The 16,659-nt window shown below is 68.9% G+C and carries 15 protein-coding genes; 14 read left to right on the forward strand and 1 reads right to left on the reverse strand.

What is annotated here, in order from left to right; translation table 11 throughout:
• Positions 1 to 59: 59 nt before the first annotated feature.
• From QME70_00580 to QME70_00640, 13 genes are all read left to right on the forward strand, one after another.
• Positions 60 to 620, forward strand: coding sequence for a Fe-S-containing hydro-lyase (locus QME70_00580; GenBank protein MDI6893101.1), 561 nt, complete (start codon positions 60 to 62; stop codon positions 618 to 620).
• 150 nt (positions 621 to 770) lie between these two features.
• A complete protein-coding gene (locus tag QME70_00585) occupies positions 771 to 2,108 on the forward strand; it encodes an NADP-dependent malic enzyme (GenBank protein MDI6893102.1) in 1,338 nt (445 codons plus the stop codon).
• Positions 2,109 to 2,167: 59 nt separating this feature from the next.
• Positions 2,168 to 3,286, forward strand: a complete 1,119-nt coding sequence (gene sucC / locus QME70_00590; GenBank protein ID MDI6893103.1) for an ADP-forming succinate--CoA ligase subunit beta — start codon at positions 2,168 to 2,170, stop codon at positions 3,284 to 3,286.
• Positions 3,286 to 3,699: a succinate dehydrogenase, cytochrome b556 subunit gene (gene sdhC / locus QME70_00595; GenBank protein ID MDI6893104.1), complete on the forward strand. Its 414-nt coding sequence runs from the start codon at positions 3,286 to 3,288 to the stop codon at positions 3,697 to 3,699. The genes sucC and sdhC overlap by 1 nt, the downstream gene beginning before the upstream one ends.
• A gap of 3 nt (positions 3,700 to 3,702) precedes the next feature.
• Positions 3,703 to 4,047 carry a hypothetical protein gene (locus QME70_00600; protein ID MDI6893105.1) on the forward strand — a complete coding sequence of 115 codons (345 nt, stop codon included), beginning with the start codon at positions 3,703 to 3,705 and terminating at the stop codon, positions 4,045 to 4,047.
• 60 nt (positions 4,048 to 4,107) lie between these two features.
• Complete coding sequence (locus QME70_00605) at positions 4,108 to 5,802, forward strand: FAD-binding protein (protein ID MDI6893106.1); 1,695 nt, start codon at positions 4,108 to 4,110, stop codon at positions 5,800 to 5,802.
• A 13-nt stretch (positions 5,803 to 5,815) separates the two neighbouring features.
• Positions 5,816 to 6,697 (forward strand): CoA ester lyase, encoded by an 882-nt coding sequence (locus QME70_00610; GenBank protein ID MDI6893107.1) that lies wholly within the window; start codon positions 5,816 to 5,818, stop codon positions 6,695 to 6,697.
• Between the two features lie 3 nt (positions 6,698 to 6,700).
• Positions 6,701 to 7,930 (forward strand): ATP citrate lyase citrate-binding domain-containing protein, encoded by a 1,230-nt coding sequence (locus QME70_00615; protein MDI6893108.1) that lies wholly within the window; start codon positions 6,701 to 6,703, stop codon positions 7,928 to 7,930.
• Complete coding sequence (locus QME70_00620; GenBank protein MDI6893109.1) at positions 7,930 to 8,835, forward strand: CoA-binding protein; 906 nt, start codon at positions 7,930 to 7,932, stop codon at positions 8,833 to 8,835. Before QME70_00615 ends, QME70_00620 begins: the two co-directional genes overlap by 1 nt.
• Before the next feature lie 103 nt (positions 8,836 to 8,938).
• The gene (locus QME70_00625; protein MDI6893110.1) at positions 8,939 to 10,303 is read left to right on the forward strand and encodes an MmgE/PrpD family protein; all 1,365 of its coding nucleotides are present in this window, start codon (positions 8,939 to 8,941) and stop codon (positions 10,301 to 10,303) included.
• Between the two features lie 22 nt (positions 10,304 to 10,325).
• A complete protein-coding gene (locus QME70_00630; GenBank protein MDI6893111.1) occupies positions 10,326 to 11,222 on the forward strand; it encodes a fumarate hydratase in 897 nt (298 codons plus the stop codon).
• 95 nt (positions 11,223 to 11,317) lie between these two features.
• Positions 11,318 to 12,031: a FumA C-terminus/TtdB family hydratase beta subunit gene (locus QME70_00635; GenBank protein MDI6893112.1), complete on the forward strand. Its 714-nt coding sequence runs from the start codon at positions 11,318 to 11,320 to the stop codon at positions 12,029 to 12,031.
• Positions 12,018 to 13,442 carry a M20 family metallopeptidase gene (locus QME70_00640; GenBank protein MDI6893113.1) on the forward strand — a complete coding sequence of 475 codons (1,425 nt, stop codon included), beginning with the start codon at positions 12,018 to 12,020 and terminating at the stop codon, positions 13,440 to 13,442. The genes QME70_00635 and QME70_00640 overlap by 14 nt, the downstream gene beginning before the upstream one ends.
• A 106-nt stretch (positions 13,443 to 13,548) precedes the next feature.
• Here the strand turns inward: QME70_00640 and QME70_00645 are convergent, their stop codons facing one another.
• Positions 13,549 to 15,120: an NAD(P)/FAD-dependent oxidoreductase gene (locus QME70_00645; protein ID MDI6893114.1), complete on the reverse strand. Its 1,572-nt coding sequence runs from the start codon at positions 15,118 to 15,120 to the stop codon at positions 13,549 to 13,551.
• 222 nt (positions 15,121 to 15,342) lie between these two features.
• Between QME70_00645 and QME70_00650 the strand changes: the two genes are divergently transcribed.
• Positions 15,343 to 16,572: an aminotransferase class V-fold PLP-dependent enzyme gene (locus QME70_00650; GenBank protein ID MDI6893115.1), complete on the forward strand. Its 1,230-nt coding sequence runs from the start codon at positions 15,343 to 15,345 to the stop codon at positions 16,570 to 16,572.
• Positions 16,573 to 16,659: the final 87 nt, after the last annotated feature.

Below are 16,659 nucleotides of genomic sequence, written 5' to 3' on the forward strand. Positions count from 1 at the left end.
GCCTCGCGTGGTGCCACGGAGCCAGGCCGGGTTGTCTTGGGCTTGAGGAGGGAGAGCAGATGTCTCTGAAGCAGGTGACCACGCCCCTGACCGACGAGGCGGTAGCGGAACTGCGGGCGGGGGACAGGGTGCTGATTTCCGGGTACATCTATGCGGCACGGGATGCCGCCCACAAGCGGCTGTACGAGCTCTTGCAGAAGGGGGAAGAGCTTCCGTTCGACATCGAGGGGGCGGTGGTGTACTACGTGGGGCCCACGCCGCCCAAGCCGGGGCAGGTGATCGGTTCGGCCGGGCCCACCACCTCGGGACGGATGGACCCTTACACCCCGGCCTTGATCCGGGTGGGACTCAAGGGGATGATCGGCAAGGGCCTCCGCTCGCAGGCCGTGAAAGACGCCATGAAGGAGCACGGGGCGGTGTACTTCGCCGCCGTGGGCGGCGCCGGTGCACTGATAGCGAAGAGCATTGTGGAGTCGGAAGTGGTGGCATACGAGGATCTGGGGGCGGAGGCGATAAGGCGGCTGCGGGTGGAGAACTTCCCTGTGGTGGTGGTGAACGACCGCTACGGTGGTGACCTGTACGAGGAGGGCAGGGCCCGCTACCGCCTGGCCGAGGAGTGAACAACCAGTGAACCACCCGCGTTCCTGTGATGGACGCCGGTCGCCCGCGAGCGAGCCGGGGATGGTCGCTGGCAGCCTGGATGACCGGTGCTGGTGGGTTGGCTGAGCGGGCGAGGGGCAGGACGTAGCAAAACTGAGGAGGAGATGGAGATGGCGACTCCGGAGGAACTGCTGGCCAAGACGAAGAAGCCGGCGCAGGATGCCATGCGGCTGCACCCATACTATCGTGGCAAGATCGAAACCTATCCGCGTTGCGCGGTGCGCAACATGGATGACTTCTCCATCTGGTACACACCCGGGGTGGCGGAGCCCTGCCGGGATATCCAGAAGAATGTCGAGCGGGTGTACGATTACACATGGAAGTGGAACGTGATCGCGGTGGTGTCCGACGGTACCCGCGTGCTGGGTCTGGGGAACATCGGGCCGGAGGCGGCCATGCCGGTCATGGAGGGCAAGGCCCTCCTGTTCAAGTACCTGGGCGGGGTGGATGCGGTGCCCATCTGCCTGCGCACCACCGACCCGGACGAGTTCATCCGCACCGTGAAGCTGCTGGAGCCATCCTTCGGGGGGATCAACCTGGAGGACATCGAACAGCCCAAGTGCTTCCGCATCCTGGAGACCCTGCGGCGGGAGATGGAGATCCCGGTGTGGCACGACGACCAGCAGGGGACGGCGGCGGTGACTCTGGCCGGCCTGCTGGGTGCCCTCAAGGTGGTGGGCAAGAAGCTGGAGGACGCTCGCATCGCCATGATCGGGGCCGGCGCGGCCAACGTGGCCTGTGCGCGGGTGATCATAGGGGCGGGTGCCGACCCCGGGCGCATCATCATGTGTGATTCCCGTGGCATCCTGCACAAGGGCCGCACGGAGCTGCGGGAGACTCACCGGGACAAGTGGGAGCTGGCCCAGAAGACGAACGCCGGGGGCCGCACCGGTGGCATCGCCGAGGCCATGAAGGGGATGGACGCCGTGATCGGGCTGTCGAAGCCCGGTCCCGGGACCATCAAGCCCGAGTGGGTGAAGGCCATGGCGCCCGACCCCGTCGTGCTCACCATGGCCAACCCCGTGCCGGAGATCTGGCCGTGGGAGGCGAAGGAAGCCGGGGTGGCGGTGGTGGCCACGGCGCGCTCTGACTTCCCCAACCAGGTGAACAACTCCCTGGGATTCCCCAGCATCTTCCGGGGGGCCCTGGACGTGCGGGCGCGCACCATCACCGACGATATGTGCATCGAGGCGGCGCGGGAGCTGGCCCGCTATGCCGAAGATAAGGGGCTGAGCGCGGAGTACATCCTGCCCACCATGGAGGAGTGGGAGGTGTACCCGCGGGTGGCCGCTGCGGTGGGGACGAAGGCCATCGAGCAGGGGGTGGCGCGCATCGCCCTCACCCGGGAGGAGCTCAAGGCCCGCGCCGAGCAGCTCATCCGCAAGGCGCGCGACGGTGCGGCCCTCCTCATGCGGGAAGGGATCATCCCGCCGGTGCCGGCCGAATGAGATGAAGGGGGCCGCCCGGCAACCGTACCGGGCGGTCCCCCTCTCCTGGAGGCGCAGTTATGAAACTTTACGAATATCTGGCCAAAGATATCTTCCGGGGCGCAGGTATCCCCGTGCCGGCCGGGCGGCCGTGCCAGGCGCCCGACGAGGCCGCCCGCGCCGCGGCCGAGATCGGGCCTGTGGCCATCAAGGCGCAGATCCTGGCCGGGGCGCGGGGGAAAGCGGGGGGCATCGCCTTTGCCGACACGCCGGAGGAAGCGCGGGAGGCGGCGGCCCGGCTGCTGGGGTCGGAGTTGCGCGGCTACCGGGTGGACAGGCTCCTGGTGGAAGAGAAGCTGATCATCGAGAAGGAGCTGTACCTGGGCATGGCGGTGGAGGGCAGCGCCCGCCGTCCTCTCGTCATCGCGTCAGGCCAGGGGGGTATGGCCATCGAGGAAGTGCCCGAGCGGGCCATCGTGAAAAAGACCCTCGACATAACCTGGGGGATGCAGCCTTACACGGCCAGGGTGCTGGCGCGCCGGCTCGGGCTGGAAGGGAGCCTGGCGCGCCAGTTCGAGGACATCGCCCTGCGCGTGTGGGGGGTGTTCCGGCGCTACGACGCCGAACTGGTGGAGATCAACCCCCTGGCGGTAGCCGCCGGACGGCGGCTGGTGGCGGCCGACGCCCGCCTGAACGTGGACGACGAGGCCCTTTACCGCCACCGCGACCTGCCCCGGGTGGAGGAGGGCACCGACCTCGAGCGGCGGGTGAGGGAGCTGGGTCTTTCCTTCGTGCAGCTTGAGGGCGACATCGCGGTGATGGCCAACGGGGCCGGGATCACCATGGCGACCCTGGACGTGCTGGCCCGCTACGGGGGCCGGCCCGCCAACTTCCTGGATGCGGGTGGGGGGGCAGCGGCGGAACCCACGGCCCAGGCCATCGGCGTGCTCCTGGAGACCCACCCCAGGGTCATCCTGATCAACATCTTCGGGGGCATCACGCGCTGTGACGAAGTGGCCCGGGCCATCGTGAAGGTGAAGTCGGAGCGAGGTCTGCCCGTGCCCCTGGTGGTGCGGCTGGTGGGCACCAACGAGGAACAGGGCACGGCGTTGTTGCGCGATCACGGCATTGCCGCCTTCCGGCAGATGGAGGAGGCAGCGGCCAGGGCAGTGGCCATAGCCAGGGGAGGTGACAGTTGATGTACAAACCGCGGGGCATCTTCATGCGCAATCCCGACCTGGTGCCGGCGTACCTGCGTCCCGGCATGTGGGGCTGGGTGCTGCACCGGGTGACGGGGCTTCTTATCCTGTTCTACCTGCTCCTTCACATCTGGGTGATCGGGCGGGCGGCGGTGAGCCCGGGAGCCTTCGACGCCATCATGGTCACCCTGGGCACGCCCTTCTGGCGGGCGCTGGAGGTGGGTCTGCTGGCCTGCGTGCTGTACCACGGCGTCAACGGCATCCGCATCATCCTGTTCGACCTGGGCTACGGCATCCGGGTGCACCGGGCCTGGTGGTATGCCACCGTGGTGGTGGTGGTGGTGCTGTTCGTGATGGGCGCGGTGCAGATGCTGATGCCGCTGTTCGCGGGGTCCACCTCGCGGGTGGCCTAGGGGGTGAAGGAATTGCGCACCTGGGCCTGGATTCTGCAGCGGGCAAGCGGTGCTGTCCTGGTCTTTGCCCTGGGATTGCACTGGGTGGTCCAGCATCACGTGTCTCCAGGGGCGGAGATCACCTTCGCCGGGGTCCACCTCAAGCTGCAGTGGCTCTTGTACCTGGTGTCCGATGTTCTACTTCTGGCGTTCGCCCTGTTCCACGGGCTGAACGGCCTGCGCACGGTCATCCTGGACTTCCGGGTGTCCCGCTCCGCGGCGGCGGTGCTGACGGTGGTACTGGTGCTGGTGGGGCTGGGAGCCCTGGTGTACGGGGTGCCACCCATCACGGCCTTGCTCAGGGGGTAGCCGACATGCGGCCTTGCTCAGGGGTAACTGACATGCCACCTTTCTCAGGGGGTAGCTGACATGCCATATCATCGCATCCTGGTGGTGGGAGCGGGACTGGCCGGACTGCGGGCGGCCATCGAGGCGGCCGGTGAGGACGTGGCGGTGCTGACGCGGGTGCACCCGGTGCGCTCCCACTCGGTGGCCGCCCAGGGGGGCGTGAACGCACCGCTGGCTAACGTTCCGGAGGGCAAGGAAGACAGCTCGGATCGTCATGCCTTCGACACGGTAAAGGGTTCGGACTACCTGGCGGACCAGGACGCGGCGGAGCTGATGACGCGCCTGGCCCCAGAGCGCATCTACGAGATCGAGCACTGGGGCTGTCCCTTTTCGCGGACCCCGGAGGGCAAGATCGCCCAGCGTCCCTTCGGCGGCGCGGGCTTCCCCCGCACCTGTTACGCGGCGGACCGTACCGGCCACGCCATGCTGCACACCCTGTACGAGCAGGTGGTGAAGCGCGATGTGCGGGTGTACGAAGAGTGGCTGATGCTCGACCTGGTCGTGTCCGGGGGCCGCTGCCGGGGGGTGGTGGCCATGGACATGGTGTCGGGGCGGGTGGAGGCATTCGGGGCCGAGGCGGTGATCGTGGCCACCGGGGGCGCCGGTCGCCTCTTTGTGCGCTCCACCAACTCTCACATCAATACGGGGAGCGCGGCGGCGTTTTGCTACCGGCGGGGGGTGCCGCTCAAGGACATGGAGTTCGTGCAGTTCCATCCCACGTCGCTTTACCCCAACAACGTGCTCATCTCCGAGGCGGCCCGGGGCGAGGGTGGGTACCTTCTGAACCGGGACGGGGAGCGGTTCATGGCCCGCTATGCCCCCAAGGCGATGGAGCTGGGGCCGCGGGACATCGTGGCCCGGTCCATCCAGACCGAGATCGACGAGGGGCGGGGGTTTGAGGACGCCTACGTGCACCTTGACCTGCGGCATCTGGGGGCGGAGAAGATCAAGGAGAGGCTGCCCGCCATCCGGGAGATCGCCATGTATTTCGCCGGGGTGGACCCCATCGAGAAACCCATCCCCATCCAGCCCGCCCAGCACTACACCATGGGGGGCCTGGACGTAGACAGAGACGGTGCCTCCGAGCTGCCCGGCCTTTATGCTGCGGGGGAGTGTGCCTGCGTGAGCGTGCACGGGGCCAACCGCCTGGGCGGCAACTCGCTTTTGGAGACGGTGGTGTTCGGGCAGCTGGCGGGGGCGGCCGCCCTGCGCTACGTGGGGGGTCTGGAGAAGACGGGTGCGGGCGACGGCGCGCTGGACAGGGCGGTGGCGGAGGTGGAGGACCGCATTGGCGAGCTCTTGGGGCGGGAAGACGGGGAGAAGATGGCCACCATCCGGGAAGAGATGAAGCAGGTGATGTTCGAGAAGGTGGGGATATTCCGGCAGGAAGGTCTCATGCGGGAGGCGGTGGAGGAGATCCGCGAGCTCAAGGAGCGGGTGAAGGGGGCGCGGGTGGAGGCCAAAGGAAGGCGGTACAACCTGGAGCTGATGGGGGCCCTGGAGCTTCCTGCCATGCTGGACCTGGCGGAGGTGATTGCCCTGGGTGCGGTGACCCGCACCGAGAGCCGGGGTTCCCACTTCCGGCGGGACTACCCCGAGCGGGACGATACGAACTGGCTCAAGCACACGGTGGCGCGCCCGACCCCCGACGGTCCCCGGCTGGAGTACCGGCCGGTGGTGATCACGAAGTGGCAGCCCGAGGCGCGCAAGTATTAGGGGGAGATGGGGCATGTCGGGACCGATCCTGAGAAGCTGGCTCTTCGTACCTGCCAATCACTCCCGGCGGGTTGAGAAAGCCCTGGGGCTGGAAGCGGACGCCGTCATCCTCGACCTGGAAGATGCCGTGGCCGCGAGCGAGAAGGGTACGGCCCGGCAGATGGCGCGGGAGGCCCTCTCCCTGCCCCGGCATCCCCGCCTGTACATCCGCGTCAACGGGCTGGACACGGGCCTGGCCCTGGACGACCTGGAAGCCGTGGTGCGGCCCGGTCTGGACGGGGTGATGATCCCCAAGGTGGAGTCGGCGCGCGACGTGCACATCGCGGCCTGGCTGCTGGGCCAGCTCCAGGGCCGGCACGGCCTGGAGGAGGGGACGGTGGAGCTGGTGGCCCTGGTGGAAACGGCCCGTGGGGTGGAGAGGGCGGGGGAGGTGGCCGCGGCCCTGCCGGCTCCGGGGCGGATTGCCTTCGGGGCCATCGACTACAGCCTGGACCTGGGGGTATCCCATGCCGGGGCGGCCGAGGCGCTGGGACACGCGCGCGCCCGCCTGGCGGTGACCTGCCGGGCGGCGGGGCTCGAGCCTCCCGTGGACACGGTGTATCCCGACATCCGGGACGGCGAGGGCCTGGAGCGGGAGGCCCGGGAGGCCCGCGCCCTCGGATTCGGCGGCAAGCTGGTCATCCATCCCGATCAGATCGCGCCGGTGAACCGGGTTTTCTCGCCCTCTCCCGAAGAGGTGGCATGGGCGCGCAGGGTGGTGGAGGCATTCACTGCCGCCGAGGAGGCTGGCTGCTCTTCCATCCAGGTGGAGGGCAAGTTCATCGACTACCCCGTGGCCGCCCGGGCCAGGCGGGTCCTGGCGCTGGCCCGGGCCGCGGGAGCGAGGGAGGAATAGGCGGTGGCAAGGCTGCTGGAAAGCCAGGCGCTGGATCTGTTGCGGCAGGCGGGCCTCACGGTTCCCCGGTACGAAGTGGCCCGCGAACCCCGGGAGGCTGAGCAGGCCGCCCTGCGCCTGGGGGGGCCGGTGGTGGTCAAGGCGCTGGTCCCCGCGGGCAAGCGGGGCCGGGCCGGAGGGATTCTCTTTGCCGGGGACGCTGGGGAGGCGGCGCGCTGCGCCGAGAAGCTGCTGGGCACGAACCTGGCCTGCTACCCCGTCGAGCAGGTGCTGGTGGAAGAGCGCCTGGATGTGGACCGGGAGCTCTACCTCGCCTTCACCATCGCTAGCGGGCGCCAGGCCACGGCCGTGATCGCCGGCAGCGCGGGCGGCATGGATGTGGAAGAGCTGAGCCGGCTCCACCCGGAGAAGGTGAGAACTATCCATGTCGACCCCCTCGACGGGCTGCCCGACTTCGCCGCCCGCCAGTTGTGGTACGACGCAGGAGTGGGAGGCAGCCTCCTGCCGCAACTGGGAAGCCTGACCGCCCGGCTGCACCGCCTGTTCGTCAGCCTTGATGCCTACATCCTGGAAGTCAACCCGCTGGTGGTGACCCGGGAGGGAAAGGCAATCCCGGCGGCCGTCCTGATGGGCGTGGACGATGCCGCCGTGTTCCGCCACTCGGAACTGGCCGGCCGGGTCCAGCCGGGCATGGAGCGCACCTGGCGGCCGCTCACGGGGCTGGAGAAGCAGGTGGTGGCGGTCAACGACGCCGATCCCTACCGCGGTACGGCCCGGTACACCGAGATGGAGGGGGGCGACATCGGCTTTCTCTGCGGCGGAGGCGGTGCCAGCCTGCTCCTCTTTGACGCCCTGCGGCAGGCGGGCGGTCGACCCGCCAACTACAGCGAGGTGGGGGGTAACCCCACCGCGGACAAGGTATACGGTATCGCCCGGGCCATTCTCTCCAAACCGGGCGTCAGAGGCCTGCTGGTGGCCCACAACATCACCAACAACACCCAGGTGGACCTGGTGGCCGAGGGGGTGGTGCGCGCCCTGGACGAGCTGGGCCTGGATGCGCGCTCGTTCCCGGTGGTGGCGCGGGAGGCTGGGGTCAACGAGGAGCGGGCGCGCAGGCTTTTCCAGGACAGGGGTGTGGAGTATTACGGCGACGAGATAACGCTGGCGGAGGCGGCCAGGCGGATCGTGGCCAGGGTGAGGGAATGCGCGGGCGCGGGTTCGGAGGTGGGATGATGGCCATCCTGGTGAACAGGCACTCCCAGATAGTCATCCAGGGTATCACCGGCAGGGAGGCTTCCATGGTGACGCGCCACACCCTGGCCTACGGCACCCGCATCGTGGCCGGGGTTACTCCCGGCAAGGGCGGGCAGGAGGTATGCGGGGTTCCGGTCCACGACACCCTGGCTGCTGCCTGCCGGTATCACCGGATCGACACCGCCGTAACCTATGTTCCTCCGGCCTTCGTTTACGATGCCGTGGCGGAGGCGGTGGCCTGCGGCATCAGGTTCGCCTTCATTCCCACGGAGAACGTTCCCCGCCACGATGCCATGAAGCTGCTGGCCCTGGCCCGCCGGGCGGGGGTCAGGGTGGTGGGCCCCAATTCCGTGGGCATCATCAGCCCCGGGGAACGGGTGAAGCTGGGCGCCATCGGGGGCGACAACCCGGAAAGGTGCTTCCTCCCCGGTCCCGTGGGGGTGATCTCCCGCAGCGGGGGGATGACAGCCGAGCTGGCCTGGATGGTGAAGAGGGCTGGCTTTGGGGTAAGCACGGCCGTGAGCATCGGGGGAGACGCCCTCATCGGGAGCACCCCCCGTGATCTGCTCCAGATGTTCCAGGCCGACCCGGAAACCCGGGCGGTGGTCATGTTCGGGGAACCGGGTACCACGTTGGAGGAAGAAGCGGCCGACTTCGTGGAACAGGGCGGCTTCACCAAGCCCCTGGTGGGTTTCGTGGCCGGTCGCTTTGTGGAGGAGCTGCCGGAAGAAACGGTGTTCGGGCATGCGGCTGCCCTGATATCGGGGAAGGTGGGCAGGCCCTCGGCCAAGATATCCCGGCTGCGGGAGGCGGGGGCGCTGGTGGCGGAGGATTTCGAAGACCTCATACCGCTGGTGCGGGAAGCCATGGGCAGGGCCGGTTGAGGCGTGGTGATCCAGCAGGGTGCCGGCCCGTGCCCGGCGGCAGTGCGTCTGGCCACGGCATGCCGCGCCTGCCGGTAACACGTCCTGCGCAGGGGGTGGTGGAATGTACCGGAGTCTATCCCACATGCTGGGGGAGTTTGCCGCCGGGGCGGACGCCGCCCGGTTGCCACCCGCGGCGGTAGCAGCGGCGCGGCGGTGTTTCCTGGACTGGCTGGGGTCGGCCATCGCGGGCAGCGCGAGCGCCCCCGGCCGCATCATGCTGGCGGTGGTGGAGGCCCTGGGCGGTCACCCCCAGGCAACCCTGGTGCCAGTCGGCCTCCGCCTTCCCGTCACCGGTGCTGCCCTGTACAACGGTGCGGTATCCCACGTGGTGGAGCTGGACGACGTCCACCGGGAGTCGATCATGCATCCCGGTGCGGCGGTCATCCCGGCCGCCCTGGCCGCGGCCGAGATGGTGGGGGCGACCGGCCGGGAGTTCATGGCCGCAGTGGTGGCGGGGTACGAGGTGGCCATCCGGGTGGCGGAAGCGGTGACTCCCTCGCATTATCGCTACTGGCATACCACCGCTACCTGCGGGACCTTCGGAGCGGCGGCGGCCAGCGCGAAGCTGCTGGGCCTGGACGGTGAGGGGATCGCTTCCGCCCTGGGGAGCGCCGGTACCCAGGCCGCCGGACTGTGGGAGTTCATCGCCGATGGGGCCATGAGCAAGCACCTTCACCCGGGCAAGGCGGCCATGAACGGGGTGCTGTCAGCCCTGCTCGCCCGGGAGGGGTTCAGCGCAGCCTCCCGCATCCTGGAGGGGGAGAAGGGCTTCTTCCGGGCCACCGCCGCGACCTTCGACGAGAGCCGGGTGGGAGAAGGCCTGGGAGAATCCTTCAAGATCACGGGAGTTTCCTTCAAGGTACACGCTTCCTGCCGGCACACCCATCCCGCCGTCGATGCCGCCCTGGAGGTGGTGCGCCGCCATCGACCTGATCCCGCCGCCGTCTCCTCCGTTCTGGTGCACACATACTCGGTCGCCCTGGACGTGGCCGGCAACCCCCGACCCGCCAGCGTGTACAGCGCCAAATTCAGCCTTCCCTTCTGCGTGGCCCTTGCCATCTGCCGGGGGAGAGCGGGGCCCGGCGAATTCAGTACCGGGGCGCTGGAGGACCCGGACATCAAGGGGGTGATGGAGCGGGTGCAAGTGGTGGTGAACCCGGCGTTCGACGCGGTGTATCCGACCCGCTGGCCCGCCCGGGTGACGGTGCGTATGAACGATGGCAGTGAGCTGACCGGAGAAACCCATCATCCCCGCGGGGACCCGGAAAACCCCCTGGGGACCGACGAACTGGAGGAGAAGTTCCGTGCATTGGTCGTGCCAGTGGTCGGGGACACAGCGGCCGAAGGACTGATCGAGCGGGCGCGTTCCCTGGAATCCGTGGCCGACATGGGCGAGCTCATGTCCTGTTTCGGGCATCAGGCGTAACGGGCCGCAGGGGGTGACGGGCGTGGGGGGCACGATCGGAGATGAACTGATTGGTGAGGTGGCCGGGCGCCTGATCCGCCAGGCGGCGGTGGTCCTGCCCGATGACGTCCGGCGGGCCCTGGCCGAAGCGTGCGACCGGGAAGAGAGCATGCTGGCCCGGCAGCAACTGGGGGCGATGCTGCAGAATGCCCGCGTGGCGGAAGAGAAGGGGGTACCCCTGTGCCAGGACACGGGGGTACCGGTTTTCTTCCTCTCCCTGGGCTCTGAGGTCAGGATAGAGGGGGACCCCGCGCGGGTGCTGGAGGAAGCTGTCCGGCGGGCAACGGAGGACGTGCCCCTGCGGCAGAACGTCATCCACCCGCTCACCCGGCGCAATTCCGGCACCAACACCGGCTGGGGGGTGCCCATCGTGCACTGGGACTTCCTGCCCGGGGCGGACTACCTGGAGATGATGTTCGTTCCCAAGGGATTCGGGGCCGAGATGCGGGCGGCCCAGTGCTGGGTTCTCACCAGCGAGGACGCCGGCCGGGCGGCGGCGAAGGCCGTGCTCGACGTGGTGCAGGACAGCATGGGGGAACCCTGTCCTCCGGTTATCATCGGGGTGGGCATCGGCGGGACGGCCGATCAATCCGCCCACATTGCCAAGAGAGCCCTCTTCCGCAGCCCCCTGGGTACCCGCCACTCCGAGCCCCAGGTGGCGGCGCTGGAAGAGGAGATGCTGCAGGCGGTCAACGAGACGGGGTTGGGTCCCATGGGGCTGGGGGGGAAGACCTATGCCCTGGCGGTCCATGTTGAGATCTGCGGGGCCCATACGGCGGTGGTGCCGGTGTCGGTTTTCATGCAGTGCTGGGCGGCGCGTTACGCAGCGGCCAGGATCTACGGAGACGGCAGGGTGCTGTTCCTGACCCACGCTGGCTGAGATGCGAGAGCGGTCCTGGCGAGGGCCATCTTCTGGTGTTCCTCACCCGCGCTGAGCGGGGGCAGGGCTCGAGCGGGAAGGGAGGCTGACGGGCGGTGCGGGAAGTCAGGCTGGAGGGGCTTCTGACCGAACAGGCTGTGCGCGATCTGAGGGTGGGGGACGTCGTCCACTACACCGGCCCGGTGCATACCATGCGCGACATGGCGCACCGGCGGGCAGTGGACATGCTGGAGCGCGGGGAGGAGCTTCCCTTCGACCTGCACCGGGGAGTGCTCTGGCACTGCGCCCCCGTGGTCAGTCGCGCCGGGGAGGAATGGGTGGTTCGGTCTGCGGGGCCCACCACCAGCTCCCGTTTCACGGAGCTGGGTGCTGCCCTGATCCGTCTTCTGCAGATCAGGATGGTCGTGGGCAAGGGTACCATGGGTGCCCCCGCTGCCAGGGCGATGGCGGAGGTCGGTTGCTGTTACCTCACCATGACGGGGGGATGTGCCGCCCTCTATGCCGACCGGGTGCAGAGGGTGGAGCATCTGGCCTGGGCGGACTTGGGGTTGCCGGAGGCGGTGTGGGTCCTGCGGGTTACGGATCTGGGACCTCTGGTGGTGGGGATCGACAGCACCGGAGCCAGCCTGTACGAACAGATGGGTGCCAGGCTGGCCGGGACTCTTCCCGAGATCTACGCGCGCTCCTCGGTCGACCCCGAACGCAGCTATGCCTACCTGCCCAGGCGCATCGCAGCCGCTCCGGCAGTTTGGCGGCCGGAATCTAGGAGCTACACTCTGGAAAGGCGGGACGGCAGTGGACCGGGCTGAGCGGGCATTTGTGTGGATTGAGGGGAGCAGGGACCGGCTGACGGAACTGAGCGACCGCATCTGGCAGTTCGCCGAACTGGGGCTGCACGAGGACCGGTCGGCCGGGCTTCTCGCCGACGAACTCGAGACAGCGGGATTCCGGGTAGAGCGGGGCGTGGCGGGCATGCCCACCGCCTTCGTGGCCACCTGGGGCGAGGGGCGGCCTGCCATAGGATTTCTGGGCGAGTATGACGCCCTGCCCGGCGTTTCCCAGAGGGTTTCTCCGGTGAGGGAGGAACTGGTGCCGGAGGGACCCGGCCACGGCTGTGGGCACAACCTCCTGGGGGTGGGGGCCCTGGGGGCGGTGATTGCCCTCAAGCAGGAGATGGAGGAGCGGGGTCTTTCTGGCACCCTCAAATACTTCGGCTGCCCGGCGGAAGAGAACTTCAGCGGCAAGGCCTTCATGGCCCGGGATGGTCTCTTCAGGGGCCTGGACGCCTGCCTCACCTGGCATCCCGGCGCCATGAACCTGGTGCGCACCGGTAGTTCCCTGGCCCTCAACTCCATGAACGTGACCTTTCACGGGCGGGCATCGCACGCGTCCGGGGCGCCTCACCTGGGCCGCAGCGCCCTGGATGCGGTGGAGCTCATGAACGTGGGCGTGAACTACCTGCGCGAGCACATCCCGGAGAAGGCTCGCGTGCACTACGTGATCAGGGACGGGGGGCTGCAGCCCAACGTGGTGCCCGCCCGGGCCAGCGTGTGGTACTACGTGCGCGCCCCCGAGCGCCACCAGGTGGAAGAGGTCTACGAACGGGTGCTGAAGTGCGCGGAGGGCGCCGCCCTCATGACCGATACCACTTACGAAGTGGAGTTGCTGGACGGCATCTACAACCTGCTCCCCAACCGGGCCCTGGAGAAGGTGCTGGAAGAGGCCATGGCGGTGGCCGGGGTGCCCCGCTTCGGGGAGGCGGAGCTGGATTTCGCCCGGCGCGTCGCGGAGAGCTTCCCTCCCGGGCAGAAGCCGGGCATCATCGACGAGTTGCCCCTTGACGAGGAATCGAAGGATCTCCTGCGGGCGCAGGTGCTCAACGACACGGTGGTTACCATGCGGGAGGATCTGCCGCCCCGCGGCTCCACCGACGTCGGTGATGTGAGCTGGTGCTGCCCCACTGCCCAGTTCACCACCACCTGCGCCGCCCTGGGCACGCCCGGGCACTCCTGGCAGTTCACGGCCCAGGCGGGCATGGGTATCGGCCACGCGGGCATGCTGGCTGCCGCCCGCGTGCTGGCGCAGGCCGGCCTGAACCTGCTCCTGCACGGGGATGCGCTCGATCTGGCGCTGGCTGAGTTCCGCAAGCGCACGCAGGCCAGGCCCTACCGCCCTGCCATCCCTCCGGAGGTGAAGCCGGCCTTCCACCAGCTGGCCTGAACCGGGCGGAGGGTCAGGTTCGGCGTCATGGTTGCCCTGGCGCTCCTGCTACCAGGCGGTCTCTGAGCGGGCCTCAGGGAGGCTTCCGGGCAGGACGGGGACGGTTTCAGCGGGTGAGCATGCGGGCCAGGGCATATCCGGAGTTGCCCATGACCCCGGGACCCGGATGGGTGGCTGCTCCGGTGAGGTACAGGCGGCGGATAGGAGTACGATAGCGGGACCAGCCGGGGAACGGCCGGAAGAGCAGGGCCTGGTCCAGGTGAAGGCTGCCCGAACCCGTGTCACCGTGCACCAGGTTGGGGTTGAGCCGCTCCATGTCCAGGGGTGAGAGCACCCGCCGGCCCAGGATCTGCCCCTTCAGATTGGGGCAGTAACGGCTGAGGATGTCGATTATCCTGTCGGCATAGCTTTCCTTGATGCGATCCCAGGCCTGGCCCCTGATTTGCCCGGCGGCATCGCCCCTCACCTGATACGGGGCCGGCCGGGCCAGGACCCAGAGCACACATTTTCCTGGCGGAGCGCGGCCGGGGTCCAGGGCGGAGTGCTGGCCCACCACCAGAAGAGGCTCGCGGGGGAGGTACCCCCGCAAGCCCTCGTTGTAGGCCAGGGACGCGTGGTCGACGGAGGGCGCCAGGTGGATGGCGGCCGCCCGCTCCAGTTCGGGGCTGCCTATCCACTCCGGCCTGGCGGCCAGGGCCAGGTCGATTTTCATCAGCGACAGGCCGTAACGGTACTTCATCACCAGGGGGACGAACCCGGCAGGCAGTCGGTCAGCCCCCACCAACTCCAGAAACAGGCGGGTGGGCGCCAGGCCCGCGATGACCGCCCGGCGCGCTTCCACCGCCGTGCCGTCTTCCAGCTGCACACCTGCGGCCGCTCCGCGGCGGACGACGATCTTCTTGACCTCCCGGCCGGTATGGATCTCGCCGCCGAGAGAGCGGAACAAACCCGCCAGGGCCTGCGCCAGGCGGTTGCCTCCTCCGGCGGGAGTGGCCAGGCCGGCTTCCGGGTCCATGCCCAGGCACATGTACAGCCAGCCCGCCAGTGCTCCCCCGACCGTTTCCGGGCCGGCATCCGTGTGCCGGGCTTTGGGGACGAACCAGGCCTGCACCCGGGGATTCTCGAACCAGTACGCCGCGAAGTCGCGGGGCGGAAGGAGGAGCATCCTGAGGAACTGCATGTTGCCTCGCGGACCCAGGGAAGAGCGGATGCCGAGCGCCTTGAGAGCGGCTGGCAGTGAAGGCGGGGGTGAGCTGAGCACTCCGGCCAGGGAATCGCGCACGCGGCTGTAGGTGGCAAAAAGCTCCCGGCAGGCCTCGGCGTCCGCCCGCGAGTAGCGGGCGATGCTGGCCCGGGTCGCCTCGACATCGCCGTAGAGGTAGATGGTTTCGCCATCGGGGAAGAGACTGGCCGAGGGGATCCGGGCGCGGATGTATTTCAGGCCGTGCTGTTCCAGCTCCCCCCGCAGTTCGCGGTAGGCGGGTGAAAGGAAGATCAGGTTGTGGAATCCGGCCAGCACGTCGTGGCGGAAGCCCGGCAGGGTAGCCTCGTCCGTCCTCAGGCAGCCGCCGATCTGGTGGTCGCGCTCGAAGATGGCCACCTTCCAGCCTGCCCGCGCCAGGTATATTCCGGTGATGAGGTTGTTGTGCCCCCCGCCGATCAGGATGCCGTCCGGCACTACCTGTTTCCCCTGCAAAGGAACTCTTCACGGGGGGTGGCGACGGCGAGCCGTCGCGAGCGACTCCCCTGATGAATGTGGCCGGTTTGCCGTCGCAGTATCCCGGCCGGCGCGGGGCCCGACACGGGACCGTGGAGGGGTGGCGCTCCCCCGTATCGCTCCGGTGGGATATAATCTGGGCGCGTGGCCGGTGAGAAAGACCCTGCCGGGAGGGGGAGGGCGATGTCGAGGGAGATCCGGCGGGACGGGATGCTGGCGGAGGGCCAGAGCCCGGAGATGCCAAAGGACCGGATGGTGGTGGAAGGGCAGATCCCGGAGAAGGCGCGGGCCGGCTATCTGAACACGGGCACCAACGGCCTGCTCCCCCAGGTGGCGGCAGAGGCGGTGGCGGACGGGGTCCGCCGCGAACTGGAGCAGGGGCGGCGCTACCCCTGGCACTCGGAATGGGGCGAACAGGTCCTGGGGGAACTGCGCCAGGAGCTGGCGGGCTTCTTCGGGGTGGGATTCCACCAGGTGGCCCTTACATACAGCACCAGCGACGCCATGAACGTGGCGCTGGCCGCCATGCGGTGGCAGCCGGGCGACGAGGTGGTGACCACGAACCTCGAACACCCCGGCCTGCTACTGCCCCTTTACCTCCTGCGCAGGCGGTACGGGGTGGTGCTGCGGGTGGTGGACCTGGGGTGGGGACATGGCACTCCCGGGGAACTCGCGGAGCGGCTGGGCCGCGCCGTGGGGCCCCGCACCCGCCTGGTGGCTCTCTCCCACGTGGCCTTCGGCACAGGCGCGGTGCTGCCGCTGGCGGAGATCACGCGGCTGGCCCACGACCGGGGCATCCCGGTGCTGGTGGACGGAGCCCAGTCGGCGGGGGCGATTCCCGTGGATGTGGGAGCCCTGGGGGTGGACTTCTATGCCGTGCCGGGCCAGAAATGGCTGTGCGGGCCGGTGGGGACGGGAGCGCTGCTGGTGCGGGACGAGATCCTCGGTGCTCTGGAGCTTCCCGCCATTGGCTACGCGGGGACGGAGCGGTGGGAGACCACAGGGTACTTCGTTCCCGTGCCGGGGGCCCGGCGCTTTGAGGTAGCGGGCAGGTTCATCCCCGCGTATGCGGGATGGCTGGCGTCGCTGCGCTGGCTGGGGTCCCTGGGCTGGGCCGAGATCCACACCCGCACCGCGTACCTGGCAACGCGGGCCCAGGCCCTGCTCGGGGGACTCCCCGGGGTGAAGCTGGTGACGCCTTCCCCAGAGCCGGGCCTGGAGCCGGCCGGCCTGGTTTCCTTCCAGGCAGAGGGATACACCCCGCAGCGGGTGCAGGAGGAGTGTGCCCGGGCGGGACTGCAGCTGCGCACCATACCGGAGCCGCCCTGCTGCCGCATCTCCACCGCCTTCTACGTGGCCGAGCGGGAGCTGGAAGCCCTGGCCGACCTGCTCTCCCGCCTTCCCTCACACTGAGGCTCGGGATGACCGCCTGGCGCCCGGAGAGTATGACTTCACCCGTCGGGGCCCGGAGTTCCCGGGCCCCTGGTCTTTCTGCAGGCG

It is taken from the genome of Bacillota bacterium (genome assembly GCA_030019365.1).
In the GTDB taxonomy this organism is placed as follows: Bacteria; Bacillota; Sulfobacillia; order JACIYH01; family JACIYH01; genus JACIYH01.

Bases quoted from the DNA above. Each gene is read 5' to 3' on its own strand.
- QME70_00585 (MDI6893102.1), top strand. From the start codon at position 771: ATGGCGACTCCGGAGGAACTGCTGGCCAAGACGAAGAAGCCGGCGCAG.
- QME70_00650 (MDI6893115.1), top strand. From the start codon at position 15,343: ATGTCGAGGGAGATCCGGCGGGACGGGATGCTGGCGGAGGGCCAGAGC.
- QME70_00625 (MDI6893110.1), top strand. From the start codon at position 8,939: ATGTACCGGAGTCTATCCCACATGCTGGGGGAGTTTGCCGCCGGGGCG.
- QME70_00620 (MDI6893109.1), top strand. From the start codon at position 7,930: ATGGCCATCCTGGTGAACAGGCACTCCCAGATAGTCATCCAGGGTATC.
- QME70_00580 (MDI6893101.1), top strand. From the start codon at position 60: ATGTCTCTGAAGCAGGTGACCACGCCCCTGACCGACGAGGCGGTAGCG.
- sdhC (MDI6893104.1), top strand. From the start codon at position 3,286: ATGTACAAACCGCGGGGCATCTTCATGCGCAATCCCGACCTGGTGCCG.
- QME70_00605 (MDI6893106.1), top strand. From the start codon at position 4,108: ATGCCATATCATCGCATCCTGGTGGTGGGAGCGGGACTGGCCGGACTG.
- sucC (MDI6893103.1), top strand. From the start codon at position 2,168: ATGAAACTTTACGAATATCTGGCCAAAGATATCTTCCGGGGCGCAGGT.
- QME70_00610 (MDI6893107.1), top strand. From the start codon at position 5,816: ATGTCGGGACCGATCCTGAGAAGCTGGCTCTTCGTACCTGCCAATCAC.